Genomic DNA, 22532 nt, shown 5'->3' on the forward strand with positions numbered 1-22532 from the left:
GGAGGCAATTCCGATGAACCGCGGCTTTCCCCTGACTTCGGCCCAGAAGGGGATCTGGCTCGCTCAGCAGCTCGACCCGGCCGATCCGGTCTACACGATCGGCTGGGTCGCGGAGCTGCGAGGCGACGTCGACCTCGCCCGGTTGCGTGCGGCCGTGCGGTTGGCGGTCGCGCAGGCGGAGTGCCTGCACGTCACGGTCGGCTTCGAGGACGGCGAGCCGGTCCAGCTTCCGGCCACGCCGGGTGAGGTCGCCGTCCTGGACTTCACCGGCGAGCCGGATCCGGAGCGGGCGGCCGACGAGTGGGCGCGGGCGGAACTGACCGTGGTGGCCGACCTCGCCCGGGGCCCGCTCACCGCGCACGCGCTGCTGGTGCTGGCCGAGGACCGGGTCCGCTGGTTCCAGCGCTACCACCATCTGGTGATGGACGCGCACGGGCAGGCGGTCCTGACCCGCCGGGCGGCGGCCCTCTACTCGGGAGCCACGGAGAAGGTCACCTGGCCGCTCGCGGGCCTGGTCGAGGCCGAGGCCGGCTATGACCCGACGGCGGACCACGCCTACTGGCTCGGCGAACTCGCGGGCAGGCCGAACCCGGTGCGGCTGCTCGAACGCGCGTCCTCCGGCCCCGTCCGGCTGCGAAGGCACTCCTGGGAGCTGACGGAGGCGGAGACCGGTCGCCTGCGGAAGTTCGCGCTCGACGCGGGAACGAGGCTGTCCAGGGTCGCGATCGCCGCGGTGGCGGCGTACGCCCACCGGGTGACCGGAGCCGAAGACCTCGTCCTCGGTCTGCCGGTCACCGCGCGCACCACCCGCGCCCTGCGCGAGCAGCCGGGGATGGTGTCCAACGTCCTGCCGCTGCGGCTGACCGTGCGGCCCGAGACGACGCCGTCGCGGCTGGTCGCCCAGGTCGCCGAGAAGGTCTCCGCGCTGCTGGAGCACAGCCGGTACCGCGGCGAGGACCTCGCGCGGGAACTCGGCGCGAGCGGCGGAGTGCACGAGCTCGTCGGGCTGAGCGTGAACTTCATGGCCGTCGACGGCGAACTCGCGTTCGGCGACGCGAGCGCCACCGTGCACAACCTCGAACTCGGACCGCTCAGCGACGTCGCCATCGCCGGGTACGACGCCGGGGAGGGCCGGGGCCTGCGTTTCGACTTCGACGCCGACGCGGCCGTGTCTTCCGACGACGAGCTGGCCGAGCACCGTCGCCGGTTCGCCACGGTGCTTCACGACCTGGTGTCGCGGCCGGAGCTGCCGCTGGCCGCGATCGACCTGCTCTCGGCCGGGGAACGGGCCAAGGTGCTGGAGTTCGGGACCGCGGTGGCGGATTCGCCGGAGGTGTCCTGGCCCGAGGCGTTCGACCGGGTCGTGGCACGGAAGCCGGACGCCGAGGCCGTCGTCTGCGAGGACGTCCGGCTGACCTACGCCGAGGTCGACGCCGCCGCCAACCGGCTCGCCCGGCTGCTGCGGAGCCGGGGCGTCGATGACGAGGACGTCGTCGCGGTCGCGATGCCGCGGTCGGCGGATCTCGTCGTCGCCCTCCTCGCCGTCATGAAGGCCGGGGCGGCCTACCTCCCGCTCGACCTCGACCACCCCGAAGACCGCATCGCGTACATGCTTTCCCACGCCGGTGCGGGCGTCGTCGTGTCCACAAAGGACGAGGCGGCGCAGTTGCCGTCCAGTGTGGACGTCGAACGGGTCCTGCTCGACGATCCGGCGATCGCCGCCGAACTCGCCACCTTCGACGCGTCCACTGTGGACGTGAGCGGAATAGTGCTCGACCGCGCGGCGTACGTCATCTACACCTCGGGCTCGACCGGGAAGCCGAAGGGCGTGGTCCTGTCCCACGACGGGATCGGGAGCCTGATCAGCACGGCGACCGAACGGATCGGCATCGGCCCCGGCAGCCGGGTCGTGCAGTTCGCCTCGACCGGGTTCGACGTGACGGTCTGGGACCTGGTCATGTCGCTGTGCGTCGGTGGAACGCTCATCGTGGTGCCGTCGCGCCGCCGGGTCGCGGGTGCCGAGCTGACCGGCTACATCGCCGAGCACGAGGCGACGCACATGATCCTGCCGCCGTCGCTGGTCGCGGCGCTGCCGCCGGACTGCGAACTGCCGAAGGGCGCGGTGCTGATCGTCGGCACCGAAACCGTCCCACCGGAGCTGATCGCGCGCTGGGCCGAAGATCTGCGGGTCGTCGCCGCGTACGGGCTGACCGAGGCGACGGTGAATTCGACGCTGTGGGCGGCCGAGCCCGGCTGGACCGGGCCGATCCCGATCGGCAGGCCGGATCCGAACACCCGCTGCTACGTCCTCGACACCGCGCTGCGGCCGGTGCCGGTCGGCGTCGAAGGTGAGCTGTACGTCGGCGGCCGCGGTCTGGCGCGGGGTTACGCCGGACGGCCGGGCCTGTCCGCGGAGCGCTTCGTCGCCGACCCCTTCGCCGGGGGCGGCGAGCGGATGTACCGCACCGGTGACCGGGTCCGCTGGCGTGCCGACGGCAATCTCGACTTCCTGGGCCGCACCGACCACCAGGTCAAGATCCGCGGCTTCCGGATCGAACCGGGGGAGGTCGAATCCGCGCTCGCCGCCTGCCCCGGGGTCGACCGGATCGCCGTCGTGCCACGCGAGGTCAAGCCGGGGGACCGGCGGCTGGTGGCGTACTTCGTCCCGGAGGCGGGCGGTTCGCCGTCGCTGTCGAAGGAACTGCGTGCGCACGCGGAATCGGCGCTGCCGCACTACATGGTGCCCTCGGCGTTCGTGGAACTCGACCGGCTGCCGATCATGCCGAACGGCAAACTGGACCGCACCTCGCTGCCCCTGCCCGATTTCGGTGCCGCCGCCACCGGCCGCGCGCCGCGGACCGAGGGGGAACGGATCCTGTGCGACGTCGTCGCGCGGGTGCTCGGACTGGCCTCGGCCGGTGCCGACGACGACTTCTTCTCCCTCGGCGGCGACAGCATCCTGTCCATCCGGCTGGTGCTCGGAGCCGCGGAAGGGGGTCTCGTCATCACCCCGCGCCAGGTGTTCCAGCACCGGACGCCCGAGGCTCTGGCCGCGTGCGCGGAAGCACTGCCCGGTGAGTCCACTGTGGACGAGCGACCGTTGCTCGAGCTGACCGGCGCCGAACGCGCGTCGCTCGCCGAGTACGCCGACGTCCTGCCCGTGACGCCGTTGCAGGAAGGCTTCTTCTTCCACGCGGAGTTCGAAGGCGGCTCGGCCGCCGACATCTACACCGTCCAGGAGGTGCTGCAGCTCGAAGGGCCGGTCGACGCCGCCGCGCTGCGCCGGTCGGTGCAGGCGCTGCTGGACCGGTATTCGTCGCTGCGGTCCGGTTTCCGGCAGCTCGACGGCGGACAGGTCGTCCAGCTGGTGACCCGGCACGCCGAACTGCCCTGGCGCGAGGTGGCCGCCGAGGACGCCGCGGAAGCCTTCGAGGCCGATCGCGCGCGCCGGTTCGACTTCGCCCGGCCGCCCCTCCTGCGGGCGACCTTCGCCCGGCTCGGGGAAGACCGGGCCGAACTGGCGCTGACGTTCCACCACATCATCGCCGACGGCTGGTCGGTCGTGGTGCTGCTCCGCGAGCTGCTGGCGGCCTACGCGGGAGCGGGCGACCCGCGCCCGGAGACGGACTCCCGAGCGGACCACCTGCGGCGGCTCGCGGCACGCGACCACGAGGCCTCCCGCGCGGCCTGGCGGACGGCGTTGTCCGGAGTGGACGAACCCACCCGGCTGATCGAAGCACCGGCCACCGGCGAGCGGCAGCCGTCACGGGTGCGACTGAGCCTCGGTCGGCAGGCGACGGCCGAGCTGTCGACGATGGCCAGGGCGCACGGTCTCACCCTCGGCACCGTCCTGCACGGTGCCTGGGGGCTCCTGCTCGGCGGGCTCACCGGCCGCGACGACGTCCTGTTCGGCAGCACCGTCTCCGGCCGCGACACCGGTGCCGACGGTCTCGAATCGGCGGTCGGCCTCTACATCAACACCGTGCCGGTGCGGCTGAACTGGTCCGGCGCCGAAACCGTCGCCGCCGTGCTGCGGCGGCTGCAGGACGAGCAGTCGGCGCTGCTGGAGCACCAGCATCTCGGCCTCGGCGAACTGCAGCGCATCGCCGGTGCCGGACAGGAAGAACTGTTCGACACGCTCGTCGTCGTCGAGAACTTCCCACGCGACGAGGAACGCGTGGATCCGTCCGGGACCGTCCGCCTCACCGGCGTCGAGGTCACCGACGCGGTGCACTTCCCGGTCGCGCTGATCGCGACCCCGGGGGAGGACCTGGAGTTCAGCCTCAAATTCGACGCCGCCCGGGTCGGCGCGGTCGCGGCCGGGCAGCTCGCGGAACGGTTCGCCCGGCTGATGGAGACGCTGACCGCGAATCCGGCGCTGCCGGTCGCGGCCGTCGATCTGCTGTCGCCCGCCGAACGCGGCCGTCTGACCGAACTGAACGCCACCGCGCATCCGGTGCCGGAGCGCACACTGGCCGAGGCCTTCGCCGAGCAGGTCGCCAGGACGCCGTCCGCGACAGCGGTGGTGTTCCAGGACACCGAACTGTCCTATGCGGACCTCGACGTCCGCGCGGAGGCGCTGGCCCGTCGCTTGCGGGCGGCGGGGGCCGGTGCGGAAGAGGTCGTCGCCGTCGCCGTGCCGAGGTCGGCCGAGCTGATGGTCGCCCTGCTGGGCGTCCTCAAGGCCGGTGCCGCGTATCTGCCGATCGACCTCGACTACCCGGTCGATCGGCTCGAATACATGCTGGCCGATTCCTGCGCGCGTCTCGTCGTGTCCGAACCCGGAACGGCTTCGCGGATCCCCGCCGTGACCGGGCTCGAACACGTTTCCGTGAGCGGCCACGCCGACGTCGACGACGTCTCGCGCGCACCCGCCGGTCCGGACGACACCGCCTACCTGATCTACACCTCCGGTTCGACCGGGCGGCCGAAGGGCGTGGCGGTCACCCATCGCGCGATCGTCAACCGGCTGGCGTGGATGCAGCACGAGTACCGGCTGACCGCGTCGGACCGCGTGCTGCAGAAGACGCCGTCGAGTTTCGACGTGTCCGTCTGGGAGTTCTTCTGGGCGCTCTGTGAAGGCGCCGCGGTGGTGCTGGCCGAACCGGACGGCCACCGCGACCCGGCGTATCTCGCGCGGGTGATCCGGGAGCGTGAGATCACCACCCTGCACTTCGTGCCGTCGATGCTCTCCGCGTTCCTGGGCAGTGAGGACGTGACCGAAGACCTCGGCTGGACTCGCTCCCTGCGCCGCGTCTTCTCCAGCGGGGAGGCGCTGACCGGCGAGGTCGCCGCGCGCTGGCGCTCGCTCACCGGGGTCCCGCTGCACAACCTCTATGGCCCGACCGAGGCCGCCGTGGACGTGACCTTCTTCCGCACCACCGGGTCCGAAGGCGGGGGAGTCCCCATCGGACGTCCAGTGTGGAACACCCGCCTGCACGTTCTGGACGGCTTCCTCCGCCCGGTTCCCGACGGCGTGGCGGGTGAGCTGTACCTCGCCGGTGTCCAGCTGGCCCGCGGCTACCACGGCCGTCCGTCACTGACCGCCGAGCGGTTCGTCGCCGACCCCTTCGGCGAGCCGGGGCAGCGGCTGTACCGGACCGGGGACCTGGTCCGGCGCCGCTCCGACGGCGAGATCGAGTATCTCGGCCGCACCGACCGCCAGGTGAAGATCCGGGGCAATCGGATCGAACTCGGCGAGATCGAGGCCGTCCTCGCCGCGCAGCCCGGTGTCACGGCCGCCACGGTCGTGGCGAAGGACGGCGCGCTGATCGGCTACGTCGCCGGTGCCGCGGACCCGGAGCGGCTGCGTGCCGCGGTGAGCGAGGCGTTGCCCGCTCCGATGGTCCCGCGCTCGCTCGTGGTCCTCGACGAGTTCCCCTTGACCCCCAGCGGAAAGCTCGACGTCCGGGCCCTGCCCGCGCCCGAAATCGGGCGGCCCGCGATCGCGCCGTCCGGGAACGAGCGGGAACGCGCGCTCGCGCGGATCTTCGCGGAGGTCCTGGGACTGGACACTGTGGACGTTCACGGGGACTTCTTCCTGCTGGGCGGCGACAGCATCTCCTCGATCGCCGTGTCGAGCCGTGCCCGCCGGGCCGGTTTCGAGCTGAGCCCCAAGGACGTGTTCGAACTCCGGACCCCGGCCGCGCTCGCCGCCACCGGTCTGGCGGCCGAACCGGAACCGGTGGCGGACGCCGACGGGGTCGGTGCGGTTCCGCTCCTGCCCGAGGTACTCCGGATCCGGGAGCTGGGTTCCGTCGTACAACCGGAGTCCGTGGTCCTGACGGTGCCGTCCGACGCCGACGTCGAGACGCTCGCCGCGGCCCTGCAGCTGGTCCTCGACCACCACGACGGCCTGCGGCTCGAACTTTCGCGGGTCGCTTCGGTGCTGTGGTCACTCGAAGTCCGTCCACAAGGGACTGTCCAGGCGACGGACCTGCTTCGCCACGCGACCGGCTCCCTCGAAGACGAGTACCGGAACGCCGCTGGCAGGCTGGACGACGGCCTGCTGCAGGCCGTCTGGTTCGACGAGCCTGCCCGGCTGCTCCTGGTCGCGCATCCGGTGCTGCTGGAAGCGCGGAGCTGGACGACGCTGGCGGCCGATCTCGCCACCGCTTGGCGCGCCGTGACCGAGGGCCACGCGCCGGTGTTCACGCCGGTGGAGACCTCGTTGAGGACCATCGCCCGCCGGATCGCCGGAGGAGCGCAGGATCCCGCGCTGCTCGGCGAAGTCGCCCACTGGGCCGAGACACTGGCGCCTGGCGCGGTCGAGATCCCCACCGCTGGTGAGATCACCGAACGCCGGGTCACCTTGTCCACTGAGGACACTCAGGCGCTCGTCGGCCCGCTGCCCGCCGCTGTGCACGGCGACGTGACCGACGTCGTCCTGACAGCGCTGAAAGCCGCTGTCGACGGAGACCTCCTCGTCGATCTCCATGGCCTGGTGGACGACTCGGCCACTGTCGGCGCGCTGACCTCGGTCCGCCCGGTGCGGATCGCCGCGACCGGCGCACCGCTCGCGATGCTCAAGGCCGTCAAGGAAACCGTCCGGAAAACCCCCGGCGGCTACGGTCCGCTGCGGTACCTCAACGCGCAGACCGTGCCGCTGTTCACCGGACTCGCCCGGCCGCGGATCGCCCTGCGGTACGAAGGCCGTGTCCCCGCCGGAACGGGGGAGTGGCAGGTCGCCGGGCACGTGGCGGTGCCGCCACCGGGTGACCACGTCCTGCGGATCGGGGTCGCCTGCGAGGACACCGAGAACGGGCTGAGGCTGACCGCGACGTTCGCGGGCCCGGCCGAAGCGGTCGCCCTCGCCGGCCGCTGGGCCGACGCCATGGCCGGACTCGCGGCGGCGGACACCGGCGCGCCGGTGGGCCTCACGCCGTCCGACCTCGAACTGGTGTCGCTGACCCAGGAGGAGATCGCTCGCGTCGAGAAGGTCAGCCCGGTACCGGTCGCCGACATCTGGCCGCTGTCGCCGCTGCAGGAAGGACTGTTCTTCCACTCCAGCTACAACTCCGACCGGGTCGACATCTACACGATCCAGGAAGCGATCGACTTCGACCATCGGCTGGACGCCGACCGGTTGCGGACAGCGGTGTCCGCGTTGCTTCGTCGCATCCCGAGTCTCGGTGCCGGTTTCACCAGCGACGGGCTGCGCGGCCCGGTGCAGTTCGTGGCGGCCGCTGTCGCACCTCCGGTGTCCGAAGTGGATCTCTCGGCCCTGCCCGAAGCCGAACGACAGACACGGCTCGACGAGCTGATGGCCGAGGACCGGGCGACCCGGTTCGACCTCGGTGCCCCACCGCTGTTCCGGCTGAAACTGGTGCGGCTCGGGGACGGGCGCGACCGCGTGGTGCTGAACCGGCACCTGCTGCTCTGGGACGGCTGGTCGGCCTGGCTCTTCATCGAGCAGCTGTTCGCGCTGTACGACCTCGGCGGGGACGACCGGACGCTGCCCGCGCCCGGATCCTATGTGGACTTTCTCCGCTGGCTGGACCGGCAGGACATCGAGACCGCCACGAAGGCCTGGCGCGAAGCGCTCTCCGGGCTCGCGGAGCCGACCGTCATCGGACCGGACGGCCAGGACCTGGTGCCGGCCACCCCGGTCAACCTGGACACCGTGCTGCCCGGCGACCTGGGCCGGGGGCTCCGGGAGCAGGCCCGCCGGCACGGCCTGACCGTCAACTCCGTGCTCAACGCGGCCTGGGGCCTGGTCCTGTCGACCATGACCGGGCGGCACGACGTCGTGTTCGGCGCGGCGGTGGCGGGGAGGCCCGCCGCCGTGCCCGACATCGAGAACACCGTCGGCCTGTTCCTCAACACCGTGCCCACCCGGGTGCGGCTCGACCCGGGCGAGTCCGTCCTGGACCTGGTGCGGCGCCTGCAGTCCGAGCGGATGGACCTGACCCCGTACGAATTCATGAGCCTCGGCGTCCTGCAACGGGAAGCCGGGCATCGGGTCCTGTTCGACACGCTGTTCGTACTGCGCAACGCGGACGGCGACGAGCGGCGTGAGGGCCTCCGTCACCGGCACGGCATCACCGGCCTGCTCAACATCGACGCGACGCACTATCCGCTGACGCTGGTGGTGACACCGGGCGAGGAGCTCCGGATCACGCTGTCCTACCGGGACGACGTGATCGACGCCGCCCAGGCCGCGTCCGTGCTGGGCCGGTTCACCTCGCTGGTCGAGCAGATCGTCGCCGATCCGGCGAAACCCGTCGGCGCGCTCGCGACGGTGTCCGCCGAGGACCGTGCCGCGCTCGAAGCGGGCTGGGCCGAGGCCGAGCACCCGGTCATCGAGGACACGATCGCGGACCTGCTCGCGGTCCAGGCCGGGCGGACCCCGGACGCGACCGCCTTGGTGTTCGGCAAGGAGCGGCTGACCTACGCCGAACTCGACGCGCGGATCAACCGGATGGCCCGGCTCCTGCTGTCAAAGGGGGCAGCGCCGGAACAGGTGATCGCGCTCGGCCTGCCGCGTTCGATCGACATGGTCGTCGCGTTGTTCGCCGTGTTGCGGACCGGCGCGGCGTATCTGCCGCTGGAACTCGACTACCCGGCCGACCGGCTCGCGGTGATGCTGGCCGACGCCGGGCCGCTGTGCCTGGTGTCCACAAAGGACGTTTCGGCGACACTGCCCGATGACGTCCCCCGGGTCCTGGTCGACGAGCACGAAGACAGGGCGTTCGGCGACGGCCCGATCTCCGACGCCGAACGCCCGCTGTTCGCGCGCGGCCGCGCGGACCGCATGGAGTACCCGGCCTACGTCATTTACACCTCCGGCTCGACAGGCAAGCCCAAGGGCGTCGTCACGCCGTATCGCGGCCTGACGAACATGCAGCTCAACCACCAGGGCGCGATCTTCGCCCCGGCCATCGCGTCGGCGGGGGGACGGCGGCTGCGGATCGCGCACACCGTGTCGTTCGCCTTCGACATGTCCTGGGAAGAGCTGCTGTGGCTTGTCGAAGGACACGAGGTCCACGTCTGCGACGAGGAACTACGGCGGGACGCGCGGGCTCTCGTGGCCTACTGCGACGAGCACGAGGTCGACGTCGTCAACGTGACGCCGACGTACGCCCACCTGCTGATCGAGGAAGGACTGCTGGAGGACGGGGACGGGCGGCACCGGCCCGCGCTCGTGCTGCTCGGCGGTGAGGCCGTCTCGGAGTCGGTGTGGAACCGGCTGCGCGACACCGACGGGACCTACGGCTACAACCTGTACGGCCCCACCGAATACACGATCAACACCCTCGGCGGCGGCACCACCGACAGCGATACCCCGACCGTCGGCAAACCGATCTGGAACACCCGCGCCTACATCGTCGACGCCTGGCTCCGGCCGGTCCCGGACGGCGTCGCGGGTGAGCTCTACATCGCGGGAGAGGGGCTGGCCCGCGGGTACCTCGGCCGTCCCGGCCTGACCGCCGAACGGTTCGTCGCCGACCCGTTCTCCGCCGATGGCGGGCGGATGTACCGCACCGGCGACCTGGTGCGGCGTCGTCCGGACGGGAACCTCGACTTCCTCGGCCGGACCGACGACCAGGTCAAGATCCGCGGCTACCGCGTGGAACTCGGCGAGATCGAGACCGCGCTCAGCCGGTATCCGGAGGTCGCGCAGGCCGCCGTCATCGCCCGGCCCGACCCGTCGGCGCCGGGGCTGCAGCGGCTCATCGGCTACGTCGTCCCAGCCGAACTGAGCGGGGACGCGCGTGCCGAGGCGGAGGCCGACCAGGTCGGCGAATGGCAGCAGATCTACTCGGACGAGTACACCGAGATCCCGACCGCGTTGTTCACCGAGGACTTCGCGGGCTGGGACTCCAGCTACGACGGCGATCCGATCCCGCTGGAGCACATGCGGGAATGGCGGCAGGCGACCGTCGACCGGATCGCCGAGCTGAAGCCGGAGCGGGTGCTGGAGATCGGGGTCGGCACCGGCCTGCTGATGGGGCAGATCGCACCGCTCGCGCGGGAGTACTGGGGCACCGACCTCGCCGCGCCGGTGATCGCGAAGCTGAACCGGGAGCTGGAGCGCGATCCGGAGCTGGCGGCGAAGGTGAACCTGCGCGCCCAGCCGGCGCACGTGTTCGACGGCCTGCCCGCCGGGCGGTTCGACACGATCGTGATCAACTCCGTCATCCAGTACTTCCCGAGCGTCGACTACCTGACCGGTGTCATCACCAAGGCGATCGGCCTGCTCGCCCCCGGCGGCGCGCTGTTCGTCGGCGACGTCCGGAACCTGCGCCTCGCGCGCTCGTTCCACACCGCGATCCAGCTGACCCGCGCCGACGCGACCTCCGACGTCGCCCAGGTGCGGCGGGCGATCGGACGCGGTGCCGCGCTGGAGAAGGAACTGCTGATCGATCCGGACTACTTCACCGCGCTCGCGCGGCGTCTGCCGGACGTCGCGGCGCAGGTCCGGATCAAACGCGCCCGGCTGCACAACGAACTGAGCCGTTACCGCTACGACGCCGTCCTGGTGAAGGAGCCCGCGGAGACCTTCTCGGTCGCGCAGGCCCCGCGTCTGCCCTGGGACGAGGCCGGTTCGCTGGACGCGTTGGCGGAGCGCCTCACGGACGCGGAAACCCTGCGGGTGAGCCGGATCCCGGACGCCCGGCAGCTGCCCGAGGTCGAGGCGACCCGGGCTTTGGACGCCGGTGCGCCGCTCGTCGACGTCCTGGAGCGTTTCCGTGCCGCCGACGGTATCGAGCCGGAGGACGTGCACGAACTCGGCGAACGGCTCGGCTACCGCGTGTACACGACGTGGTCCGTGGACGGCGCCTTCGATGCCGTGTTCGTCCACAAGGGACAGCCGGACGCACTGATCACCGAGGTGCACCTGCCGGTCTCGGTCGGGACGAACCTCGCCAAGTACGCCACGAGCCCGACGTCGGCCCGCGGTGGCGGCGAACTGGTGCAGCGCCTGCGGGACAGGCTGAAGACGGAGCTGCCGGACTACATGGTCCCGGCCGCCTTCGTCACGCTCGGCAGCCTGCCGTTGACCGACAACGGCAAGCTCAACGTACGGGCGCTGCCGGACGCCGATCCGGCGGTGCGGCTCGCCGAAAGCCGCCCTGCGGAGACCGTCGAGGAAGAAACGCTGTGCGCGCTCTTCGCCGAGGTCCTCGGGCTGGACGGCGTCGGCGTCGAGGACAACTTCTTCGACCTCGGCGGCCACTCGCTGCTGGCCACCCGGCTGATCAGCCGGGCAAGGACCGAACTCGGGGCCGAACTGGCGATCCGTGACCTGTTCGAGGCACCGACGGTCGCCGAACTGGCCGCCCGTGCGGGTGGTGGCGAACCGGCGCGGCAGGCGGTGGTCCGTGCCGAACGCCCCGAACGGATCCCGCTCTCGGCCGCGCAGCGCAGCCTCTGGCTGGTCGACCGCATGGAAGCGTACGCGGTCGCCTACAACTTCCCGCTGACCTTCCGGTTGCGCGGTGAGCTGGACTTCGACGCGCTGCGTGCCGCGCTGGGCGACGTACTCGGCAGGCACGAGGTCTTGCGGACCGTCATCGCCGAGGACGACGGGGAGCCCTATCAGCGCGTTCTCGACGCACCGGAGATCCCGTTCGCCGTTGAGGAGTGCGACGAGGCCGGGCTGGCCGTCCGCGTCGCCGAGCTGTCACGGACGCCCTTCGATCTCGTCCGCGAGATCCCGGTCCGGCTGCGGGTGCTGCGGCTCGGCGCCCAAGACCAGGTGATCTCGCTGGTCCTGCACCACAGCGCCACCGACGAATGGTCCGACCGCCCGTTGCTCGACGATCTGAACTCGGCCTATCAGGCCCGGCTCACCGGCGGCGCTCCCGGGTGGACGGACCTGCCGGTGCAGTACGCGGACTTCGCGCTGTGGCAGAAGGACTTCCTCGAACAGCGCGGGGCCGGCCAGATCGCTTTCTGGGCGGACGCCCTGCGCGGAGCGCCGGACGAGCTGACACTGCCGCTGGACCGTCCTCGGCCGCTCCGGCCGACCGGCCGAGGCGGAAAGGTCAAGTCCCGGCTGCCCCACGAACTGTCGGCCGCCGTGCGTGACCTGGCGGCGAAAGCGGGCGCGAGCCCGTTCATGGTGCTGCAGGCGGCCGTGGCCGCGCTGCTGCACCGCACCGGCGCCGGGGACGACATCCCGCTCGGCGCCCCGATCGCGGGACGCACCGACGCTGCACTCGACGACCTTGTCGGGTTCTTCGTGAACACTCTCGTCCTGCGGACCGATCTCACCGGCGAGCCGACGTTCGCCGCACTGCTCGACAGGGTGCGCGAGGCGGATCTCGCCGCGTTCTCGCACGGTGACCTGCCGTTCGAGCGCGTCGTCGAAGAGCTGAACCCGCCCCGGGTGGCGGGTCGCAACCCGCTGTTCCAGGTGATGGTGGGCTACCACCGGCAAACCGGCGCCCACGACGTGCTCGGCCTGCCCGCCGAGTGGTTCGAAATGGACACCGGCATGGCGAAGTTCGACCTGCACTTCACGATGGTCGACGACGAGCACACCGCCACGCTGACGCTGGAGTATGCCGAAGACCTCGCCGACGCGTCGACGGCCCGGCGGCTGCTCGACCGGCTCGCGGCCCTGCTGGCGCAGGTCACCGCCGATCCGGACCGGCCGGTCGGCGCACTCGACGTCCTTGTCGAGGACGAACTCGCGCTGGTCACCGAGTGGAACCGCACGGCTCGTGAAGTCCCGGTCACGACATTGCCGGAGTTGTTCGAGGCTCAGGTGGCGCGGACGCCGGAGGCGCCTGCTGTGGTGTTCGAGGGCACCTCGCTTTCCTATGGTGAGTTCAACGCGCGGGCGAATCGGTTGGCGCGGTGGCTGGTCGAGCGGGGTGTGGGTGCGGAGTCGGTGGTGGCGGTGTCGCTGCCGCGGTCGATCGATCTGGTGGTCGCGTTGTACGCGGTGCACAAGGCGGGTGGGGCGTACCTGCCGGTCGACCGCGACTACCCGGCGGATCGCGTCGCCTTCATGCTCGAAGACGCCGCCCCCGCGGTGGTTCTGGAGACCCTGCCTGATCTCGATGACTACTCCGGCGAGAACCTGGGCCGCGTTGTCGATCCGAAGTCTCCGGCGTATGTGATCTACACGTCGGGTTCGACCGGTCGTCCCAAGGGCGTTGTGGTGCCTCATGAAGGCATCGTGAACCGGCTGCTGTGGATGCAGGACGAGTACGGTCTGACGGCTGATGACCGGGTGCTGCAGAAGACGCCGTCGAGTTTCGATGTGTCGGTGTGGGAGTTCTTCTGGCCGTTCATCACCGGCGCCACCCTGGTGGTCGCCAAGCCCGAAGGACACAAGGACCCGGCGTACCTGGCGGAACTGATCCGCACCGCGGGGATCACCACTGTCCACTTTGTTCCCTCGATGCTCGCGCTGTTCCTGGAGACGGCGGAGTGCACCGGATTGCGGCGCGTCATCTGCAGTGGTGAGGCGCTGCCGTCCGAGCTGGCCGCCCGCGTGGACGTCCCGCTGTACAACCTCTACGGCCCGACCGAAGCGTCGGTCGACGTGACCGCCTGGCCCGCCGGTGCTTCGGTGACGCCGACCGTCCCGATCGGACGTCCGGTGTGGAATACGCGAACCTACGTGCTGGACGCCCGGTTGAACCCGGTCCCGCCGGGTGTCCCCGGTGAGCTGTACCTCGCCGGTGCGCAGCTCGCGCGCGGGTACCTGGCGCGGCCAGGGCTGACCGCCGAGCGGTTCGTCGCCGACCCGTTCGGCGGCGCGGGGGAGCGGATGTACCGGACCGGTGACCTCGCGCGCTGGTCCGCCGACGGGGTCTTGGAGTTCCTGGGCCGCGTCGACGACCAGGTCAAGATCCGCGGCTTCCGGGTCGAACTCGGCGAAGTCGAGGCGGCCCTGACCGCTTCGGGATCTGTCACGCGCGCCGTGGTCGTGGCCAGGGAAGACCGGCTCGTGGCTTACGTCGTGGGGTCCGATAGTGGCCTTCGCGAGGAGCTGGCGGCGAAGCTGCCCGAGCACATGGTGCCGTCGGCGTTCGTCGTCCTCGACGAGATCCCGCTGACCCCGAACGGCAAACTCGACCGCAAAGCACTTCCGGCACCCGAGTTCGCGACCACCGAGGGCCGCGAACCGCGGAACGCGCGGGAAGAGGCGTTGTGCGCGTTGTTCGCCGACGTGCTCGACGTGGACCGGGTCGGGATCGATGACGACTTCTTCGCGCTCGGCGGTCATTCGCTGCTGGTGATGCGCCTGGTCAGCCGGATCTCGGCGGGTCTGGACGCGACGGTGTCGGTGCGTGACGTCTTCGACGCCCCCACTGTCGCGGGGCTGGCCGAACGGCTGGCCGGACCGTCGGCACAACCGGCCCTGAGCGCCGGACCACGCCCGAACGTCCTGCCGCTTTCGCCCGCGCAGCAACGGTTGTGGTTCCTGTACCGGCTCGAAGGAGTCACTGCCACCTACAACATCCCGCTCGCCTGGCGGCTGCACGGCGAACTGGACACCGGCGCGCTGCGTGCGGCGATCGGCGACGTCGTCGAGCGGCACGAAACGCTTCGGACCGTGTTCTTCGAGGAGGAAGGCGTCGCGGCGCAGCGGATTTCGGCCGACGCGCGACCGGAGATCCGCTTCTGCGACGCGATGGATCTCCCTGCCCAGCTGTCCGCCGAAGCCGGACGCGGATTCGCCCTCGACGAGGAACTCCCGATCCGGGTCACCGTGTTCGCGGTCTCGCCGACGGAACACGTGCTCCTGCTGGTGCTGCACCACGTGGCGACGGACGAGTGGTCGCAGGGACCGCTGATGACCGACCTCGCCACGGCGTACGAGTCGAGGCTGACCGGCAATGCTCCACAGTGGACCGAACTTCCGGTCCAGTACGCGGACTACGCCCTGTGGCAACGGGAACTGCTGGACTCGGCGGCCTCCGAGCACCTCGAGTTCTGGCGGTCCACGCTCGCCGGGCTGCCGGACGAACTCGCCCTGCCGACGGACCGGCCACGGCCGTCGGAATCGAGCCACCGCGGCGGCCTGGTCACCTTCCCGATCGGCGCCGCGCTCACCGGACGGCTGCGCGAGGTCGCCCGCCGGCATGACGTCAGCATGTTCATGCTGGCGCAGGCCGCGGTCGCGGCGCTGCTGCACCGGCTCGGCGCCGGGGACGACATCCCGCTCGGCGCACCGAGTTCCGGCCGTACCGACGAACGGCTGGAGCCACTGGTCGGGTTCTTCGTGAACTCGCTCGTGCTGCGCACCGACCTGTCCGGTGACCCCGCGTTCGGCGATCTGTTGTCGCGGGTGCGCGCGGCGGACCTGGCCGCTTTCGAGCATCAGGACCTGCCGTTCGAGCGGCTGGTCGACGCGGTCAACCCGGAACGCTCGCTGGCCAGGCACCCGTTGTTCCAGGTGATGGTGGTCTACGTGCCCGCATCGGGCGACGGTCTGGAGCTGCCCGGCCTCCACGCCGAGCAGGAGGACTTCGCGCAGGGGGTCGCCAAGTTCGATCTCGAATTCGGGTTCCTGGAGAACACCGACGGGATCTCCGGCGCGATCGAGTACAGCGCCGACCTCTTCGACGAGCCCACGGCCGCGGCATTCGGGCGACGGCTGGTCGCCGTCCTGGAACAGGTGGCCGCAGATCCCGCGATCCCGGTCGGCGCGCTCGACGTCGTCGATGAAGACGAGCGCACGTCGCTAGCGCGCTGGAACGACACCGCGCACGACGTTCCTGTGACGACGTTGCCGGAGTTGTTCGAGGCTCAGGTGGCGCGGACGCCGGAGGCGCCTGCTGTGGTGTTCGAGGGCGTGTCGCTTTCGTATGCCGAGTTCAACGCGCGGGCGAATCGGTTGGCGCGGTGGTTGGTCGAGCGGGGTGTGGGTGCGGAGTCGGTGGTGGCGGTGTCGCTGCCGCGGTCGATCGATCTGGTGGTCGCGTTGTACGCCGTGCACAAGGCCGGTGGGGCCTACCTGCCGTTGGACACCGACTACCCGGCCGACCGGCTGGCGTTCATGCTCGAAGACGCGGCCCCTGCCGTCGTTCTCGATACGCTGCCTGTTCTCGACGGCTACTCCGGCGAGAACCTGGGCCGCGTTGTCGATCCGAAGTCTCCGGCGTACGTGATCTACACGTCGGGTTCGACGGGGCGCCCCAAGGGTGTCGTGGTGCCGCACTCCGGCATCGTGAACCGGCTGCTGTGGATGCAAGATGAGTACGGTCTGACGGCTGATGATCGGGTGCTGCAGAAGACGCCGTCGAGTTTCGATGTGTCGGTGTGGGAGTTCTTCTGGCCGCTGATCACCGGCGCCACCCTGGTGGTCGCCAAACCGGACGGGCACCGGGATCCGCGGTACCTCGAGACGGTGATCCGCGACCAGCGGATCACGACCCTGCATTTCGTCCCCTCGATGCTGGAGGCGTTCCTCGCCGAAGAACCTCAGTGGCACGGCGTCCGCCGGGTCCTGTGCAGCGGCGAGGCGCTCCCGTCGGACCTGGCCGCCCGCGTGGCCGTTCCGCTGCACAACCTCTACGGACCGACCGAAGCTTCGGTCGACGTGACGTCATGGGAGATCGTCGACGACACCGTCCCCATTGGACGTCCAGTGTGGAACACCCGCACCTACGTCCTGGACGAGCGGCTCCAGCCGGTTCCGCCCGGCGTCACCGGTGAGCTGTACCTCGCCGGTGCGCAGCTCGCGCGTGGGTACCTCGGGCGGGCGGGTCTGACGTCCGAACGGTTCGTCGCGAACCCGTTCGCGCCGGGGGAGCGGATGTACCGCACGGGTGACCTCGCGCGGTGGCGCTCCGACGGCGTCCTCGACTACCTCGGCCGCGCCGACGACCAGGTCAAGCTGCGCGGATTCCGGATCGAGCTGGGCGAGATCGAGGCCGTGCTCTCCCGGCGGGTTCCCGCCCGGGTGGTCCTGCGCGAAGGCAGGCTCGTCGCCTATCTCGCCGGTCCGGCCGACGTCGAAGACCTCCGGCGGCAGGCGGAGGCCGCACTGCCGGAGTACATGGTGCCGTCGGCGTTCGTCGTACTCGACGAATTCCCCTTGACCCCCAACGGGAAGCTGGACCGCAAGGCCTTGCCCGCCCCCGACTTCGCCGAGGCGGTCTCCGGCGACGCACCGCGCACGCCACGTGAGGAACTGCTCGCGTCGCTCGTCGCGGACGTCCTCGGGCTGGACAAGGTCGGCATCCACGACGACTTCTTCCGCCTCGGCGGCGACAGCATCGTCGCGATGCAGCTGGTCGGCCGCGTGCGGACCGCCGGGCTGCTGCTGAGCCCGCGTGACGTCTTCCGGCACCGCACCGTGGCCGCCTTGGCCGAGGCCAGCACGGTGCGGCTCGACGCGCCCGCGTCGGCGAGCGGGAAGCCGTTGGTCGAACTCGACCCGGGCGAACGCGCCGAGATCCTCGAAGTCGCGCCGGGCACGGCCGAGGTGTGGCCGCTGACGCCGTTGCAGGCGGGGTTGCTGTTCCACGCCACGATGGACGGCGACGGTCCGGACGTCTACACCGTCCAGGTCTCCTTCGATCTCGACGGGCCGCTCGACCCGCAGCGGCTACAGGAGGCCGCTCAGGCGCTCGTGGACCGGCACGCGGTCCTGCGTACCGGTTACCGCTACCTGGCCTCCGGCCGTCCGGTCGCGCTGGTGGCGCGTTCGGTCACGGTTCCCTGGCGTTTCGTGGAATCGGACGGTGACGTCGAGGCGGAGCCTGCCCACGATCGGCGCCGGTTCGATCCGGCGGCCGCGCCGGTGCTGCGGTTCCTGTTGCTGGCCTTGCCGGACGGGCGGCACCGGCTGGTGTTCACCCACCAGCACGTCCTGCTCGACGGCTGGTCGGTTCCGCAGCTGTTCGCGGAGCTGTCCCAGCTGTACGCGGGCGCGGACCTGGTGCCCGCCAGGCAGTACCGCGACCATCTCGCGTGGCTCGGGGATCAGGATCGCGAGGCGGCCGAGGCCGCTTGGCGGCAGGCGCTCGACGGGCTGACCGAACCGACCCACCTCGTCCCGCACGACCCCCAGCGAGCGCCGGCGCTGCCGGAGCGCCTGACCCTGGAGCTGCCGGAGCAGGCGACCGCCGCGCTGGCCGCACTGGCCCGCTCGCGGGGGCTGACCCTCAACACGCTCGTCCAGACGGCGTGGGGCATCGTGCTCGGCAAGCTGACCGGCCGGTCGGACGTCGTGTTCGGCGCGACGGTCGCCGGGCGCCCGCCCGAACTGGCCGGGGTCGAGCGCATGATCGGTCTGTTCATCAACACGATCCCGGTCCGGATCGCGGCCGACCCCGCCGAAAAGCTGAGCACGTTGCTCGGCCGGGTCCAGGACGAACAGGCGGGGCTGCTCGCGCACCAGCACCTCGGACTCGCCGACATCCAGCGCGGCGCCGGGCTCGGCGAGCTGTTCGACACGCTGATGGTGTTCGAGAGCTACCCGGGTGCGGAGGAGGGCGAGAGCGGTGCCGGGCTGCGCGGGGAGATCGTGCGCCACGAAGACTCCACGCACTATCCGCTCACCTGGGCGGTGGAACCCGGCGCGCGGCTGAAGCTCACCGCCGAGTACCGCGGCGATCTGTTCGACGACGGCCTGGCGGAGCGGCTCCCGGTCGCGATGGAAAGGGTGCTGTCCGCGATGGTGTCCGATGTGGACACCCTCGTCGGCAGGATCGGCATCCTGGCCGAGACCGAGCTCGACCGGATCCTGCGTGACGGGACCGGCGCGGCCATCACCGTCGAACCGTCCACTGTGGCCGGTCTGTTCGAGGCGCAGGTTCGGCGTTCCCCCGGCGCGGTGGCGGTGGCCTCCGGCGACGTCACCTGGACCTTCACCGAGCTGAACGAGCGTGCCAACCGGCTCGGCCGGGCGCTGGTCGCCCACGGCGTCGGGCCGGAGGACTTCGTCGCGCTGGCGCTGCCGCGGTCGGCGGACGTGCTGCTGGCGATCCTCGCCGTGCACAAGGCGGGTGCGGCGTATCTGCCGCTCGACCCGGACTACCCGGCCGAGCGGCTGGCCGCGATGCTGGCCGACGCGCGGCCCAAGGTGATCCTGACCGAACCCGAACTGCTGGAGTCGCTGCCCCGGACCGGGATCGAGACGCTCGCGCTGTGCGCGCTCGTCACCGAGGACAGGCTCGCGCACGACCTGACCGATCGGGACCGCGTCCGCCCCCTCCTCCCGGAACATCCGGCGTACGTGATCTACACGTCGGGTTCGACGGGGACACCCAAGGGGGTCGTCGTCCCGCATCGCGGCGTGGTGAACCTGTTCCACAGCCACCGCGCCACCCTGCACCGGCCCGCGGTCGAAGCCACCGGCAAACCGCATCTGCGGGTGGGGCACGCGTGGTCGTTCTCCTTCGACGCCTCCTGGCAGCCGCAGCTGTGGCTGCTCGACGGGCACGCCGTGCACATCGTGGACGAACAGACCCGGCGCGACCCCGAACTGCTGGCCGCGATGATCACCCGGGACGGCTTCGACTTCATCGAGGTCACGCCGTCGTTCTTCGCGCAGATGGCGGAGGCCGGCCTGCTCGACGGCGACCGGTGCCCGCTGGCCGTGATCGGGGTCGGCGGTGAGGCGGTGCCCGAGAGTCTGTGGCGTCGTCTGGCCACTTTGGACGGAACCGAGGCCTTCAACCTGTACGGGCCGACGGAGTCCACAGTGGACGCACTGGTCGCGCGGATCGGCGACAGTGAAAAGCCGCTGGTCGGCCGCCCGGTCGCGAACACCTGCGCCTACGTGCTGGACGCGGCGTTGCGGCCGGTGCCGCCCGGGGTCACCGGTGAGCTGTATCTCGCCGGTGCCGGTCTCGCTCGCGGTTACCTCGGGCGGGCGGCGCTGACCTCGGAGCGGTTCGTGGCCGACCCGTTCGGTCCGGCGGGCGCGCGGATGTACCGCACCGGCGACCTCGCCCGGTGGACCTCGGACGGACGGCTGGACTTCGGCGGCCGGGCCGACGACCAGGCGAAGATCCGGGGGTTCCGGGTCGAACCGGGGGAGATCGAGGCAGTGCTGGAGCGGCACGCCGAGGTCGCGCAGGCCGTCGTCGTGGTCCGCGAGGACCGGCCGCGGGTCAAGCAGCTGGTCGCCTATGTGGTGTCCACTGTGGAGCACGCGGAACTGCGGCGGTTCGCGGCCGAGACGTTGCCGGACTACATGGTCCCGGCGGCGTTCGTCACCCTCGACGCGCTTCCGGTGCTGTCCAACGGGAAACTGGACCGCAAGGCGCTGCCCGCGCCGGACTACCCGGAGCTGGCCGGTGGCCGCGCGCCGGAGACCGAGCGGGAGAAGGCGCTGTGCGCACTCTTCGCGGAAGTGCTCGACGTGCCGGAACTGGGCGCCGACGACGACTTCTTCGCCCTCGGCGGGGACAGCATCGTCGCGATGCGGCTGGTCAGCCGGGTCCGCGCGGCCGGACTGAAGATCACGCCGCACGACGTGTTCGCGCACCGGACGGTCGAGGCACTGGCCGAGGTCGCGGTGAACGTGGCGGACGACGGGGCGATCGCGTTGACGCCGATCATGCACGCGCTGCGCGAACTGGGCGGGCCGATCGCCGGTTACCACCAGGCCGCCTTGGTGCGGACGCCGTCCGGGATGACCGCCGGGCAGCTGGAGAAGGTGCTCGGCGCCCTCGTCGCGCGGCACGACATGCTGCGTGCCCGGCTCGACCGGTCGGTGGACGGCTGGGCGCTCCGGGTCGCGGAGACCGTCGACGTCCTCGTCGACCGTGTCGAGGTCGATGGCGATGACCTGTCCGCTCTGATCGAGCGGCACGCGGAGCCGACCCGTGCCCGGCTCGACCCGGACGCCGGGGTGATGCTGAGCGCGACCTGGTTCGACGCGGGGGAGTCAGGCCCCGGCCGGTTGCTGCTGATGATCCATCACTTGGCCGTCGACGGTGTTTCGTGGCGGATCCTGTTGCCGGATCTCGCTTCCGCCTGGGCGGCGGTCGACAGCGGCCGTAAGCCGGAGCTGTCCTCTGTGGACACTTCGTTCCGGCGGTGGTCGCGGGCACTGTCCGAACAGGACCGCGGGGGTGAACTGGACCTGTGGAAGTCGGTGCTGGGCGGCGGGGACCCGATCCCGCTGGACCGGCCGCTGGACCACGAACGTGACGTGACGGCCACGGTGAAGAAGGTGTCGCTGACCCTGCCCGCGGAACGGACGGCCCCGCTGCTGTCCCGCGTGCCGTCGGCGTTCGGGACGACGATCAACGACGTCCTGCTCACCGGGCTCGCGCTCGCCGTCGCCCGCTGGCGCCGGGACGAGGGCCGCGCGGTGCTCGTCGACGTCGAAGGGCACGGCCGCGAGGAGGAGCTGGCCGGTGGCGCGGATCTCTCGCGGACGGTCGGCTGGTTCACCAGTGTCGTGCCGGTCTGCCTCGACCTGGGCGACCTCGACTTGGACGACGCGTTCGCGGGCGGCGCCGCCGCCGGTGCCGCGCTCGAACGGGTCCGGGCGCACCTCACCGGGCTGCCGGACGCGGGGATCGGGCACGGGCTGCTCCGGTACCTCGACCCGCGCACCGGTCCCGAACTGGCGGCGTTCGCGCAGCCGCAGATCGAGTTCAACTACCTGGGCCGGATCGGCGTCCCCGAAGCGACGGACTGGTCGTACGCGGCGGAGGCCGAGGCGGCGGAACTCGGTCCGGACGACGAGATGCCGGTTTCGCACGCGCTGACGATCAACGCACTGACCGAGGACCGCCCCGGCGGTCCCGGACTGAACGCGCAGTGGTCCTGGCCGGAGGCCGTACTGACCGAAGCGTCGGTGCGGGAACTGGCGGAGGGCTGGTTCCTCGCACTCGACGCGCTCACCCGCCGGGCAGACGCACCGGCCACGAAGAAGGAGAACAAGGAATGACGAACCCGTTCGAGAACCCCGACGGCACGTACCTGGTGCTGGTCAACGACGAGGGCCAGCACAGCCTGTGGCCCGAGTTCGTCGAGGTCCCGGCGGGCTGGACCACGAGGTTCGGCCCGGCTTCGCGGCCGGAGTGCCTCGAGTACGTCGAGACGAACTGGACGGATCTGCGGCCTGCTTCGCTCGTCAAGGCCATGGAGTCCTGACC

Annotated in this window: 2 protein-coding genes; both read left to right on the plus strand. The window is 71.2% G+C overall.

Features of this window, described 5'->3' with window-relative positions:
* Positions 1 to 13: 13 nt before the first annotated feature.
* A complete protein-coding gene (locus tag ACZ5ZX_RS10390; RefSeq protein ID WP_465501714.1) occupies positions 14 to 22324 on the plus strand; it encodes a non-ribosomal peptide synthase/polyketide synthase in 22311 nt (7436 codons plus the stop codon).
* Entirely contained in the window at positions 22321 to 22530 is a 210-nt protein-coding gene (locus ACZ5ZX_RS10395) for an MbtH family protein (RefSeq protein WP_465501715.1), read from the plus strand. The genes ACZ5ZX_RS10390 and ACZ5ZX_RS10395 overlap by 4 nt, the downstream gene beginning before the upstream one ends.
* Positions 22531 to 22532: the final 2 nt, after the last annotated feature.

The organism is Amycolatopsis sp. NPDC033938 (assembly GCF_055575975.1).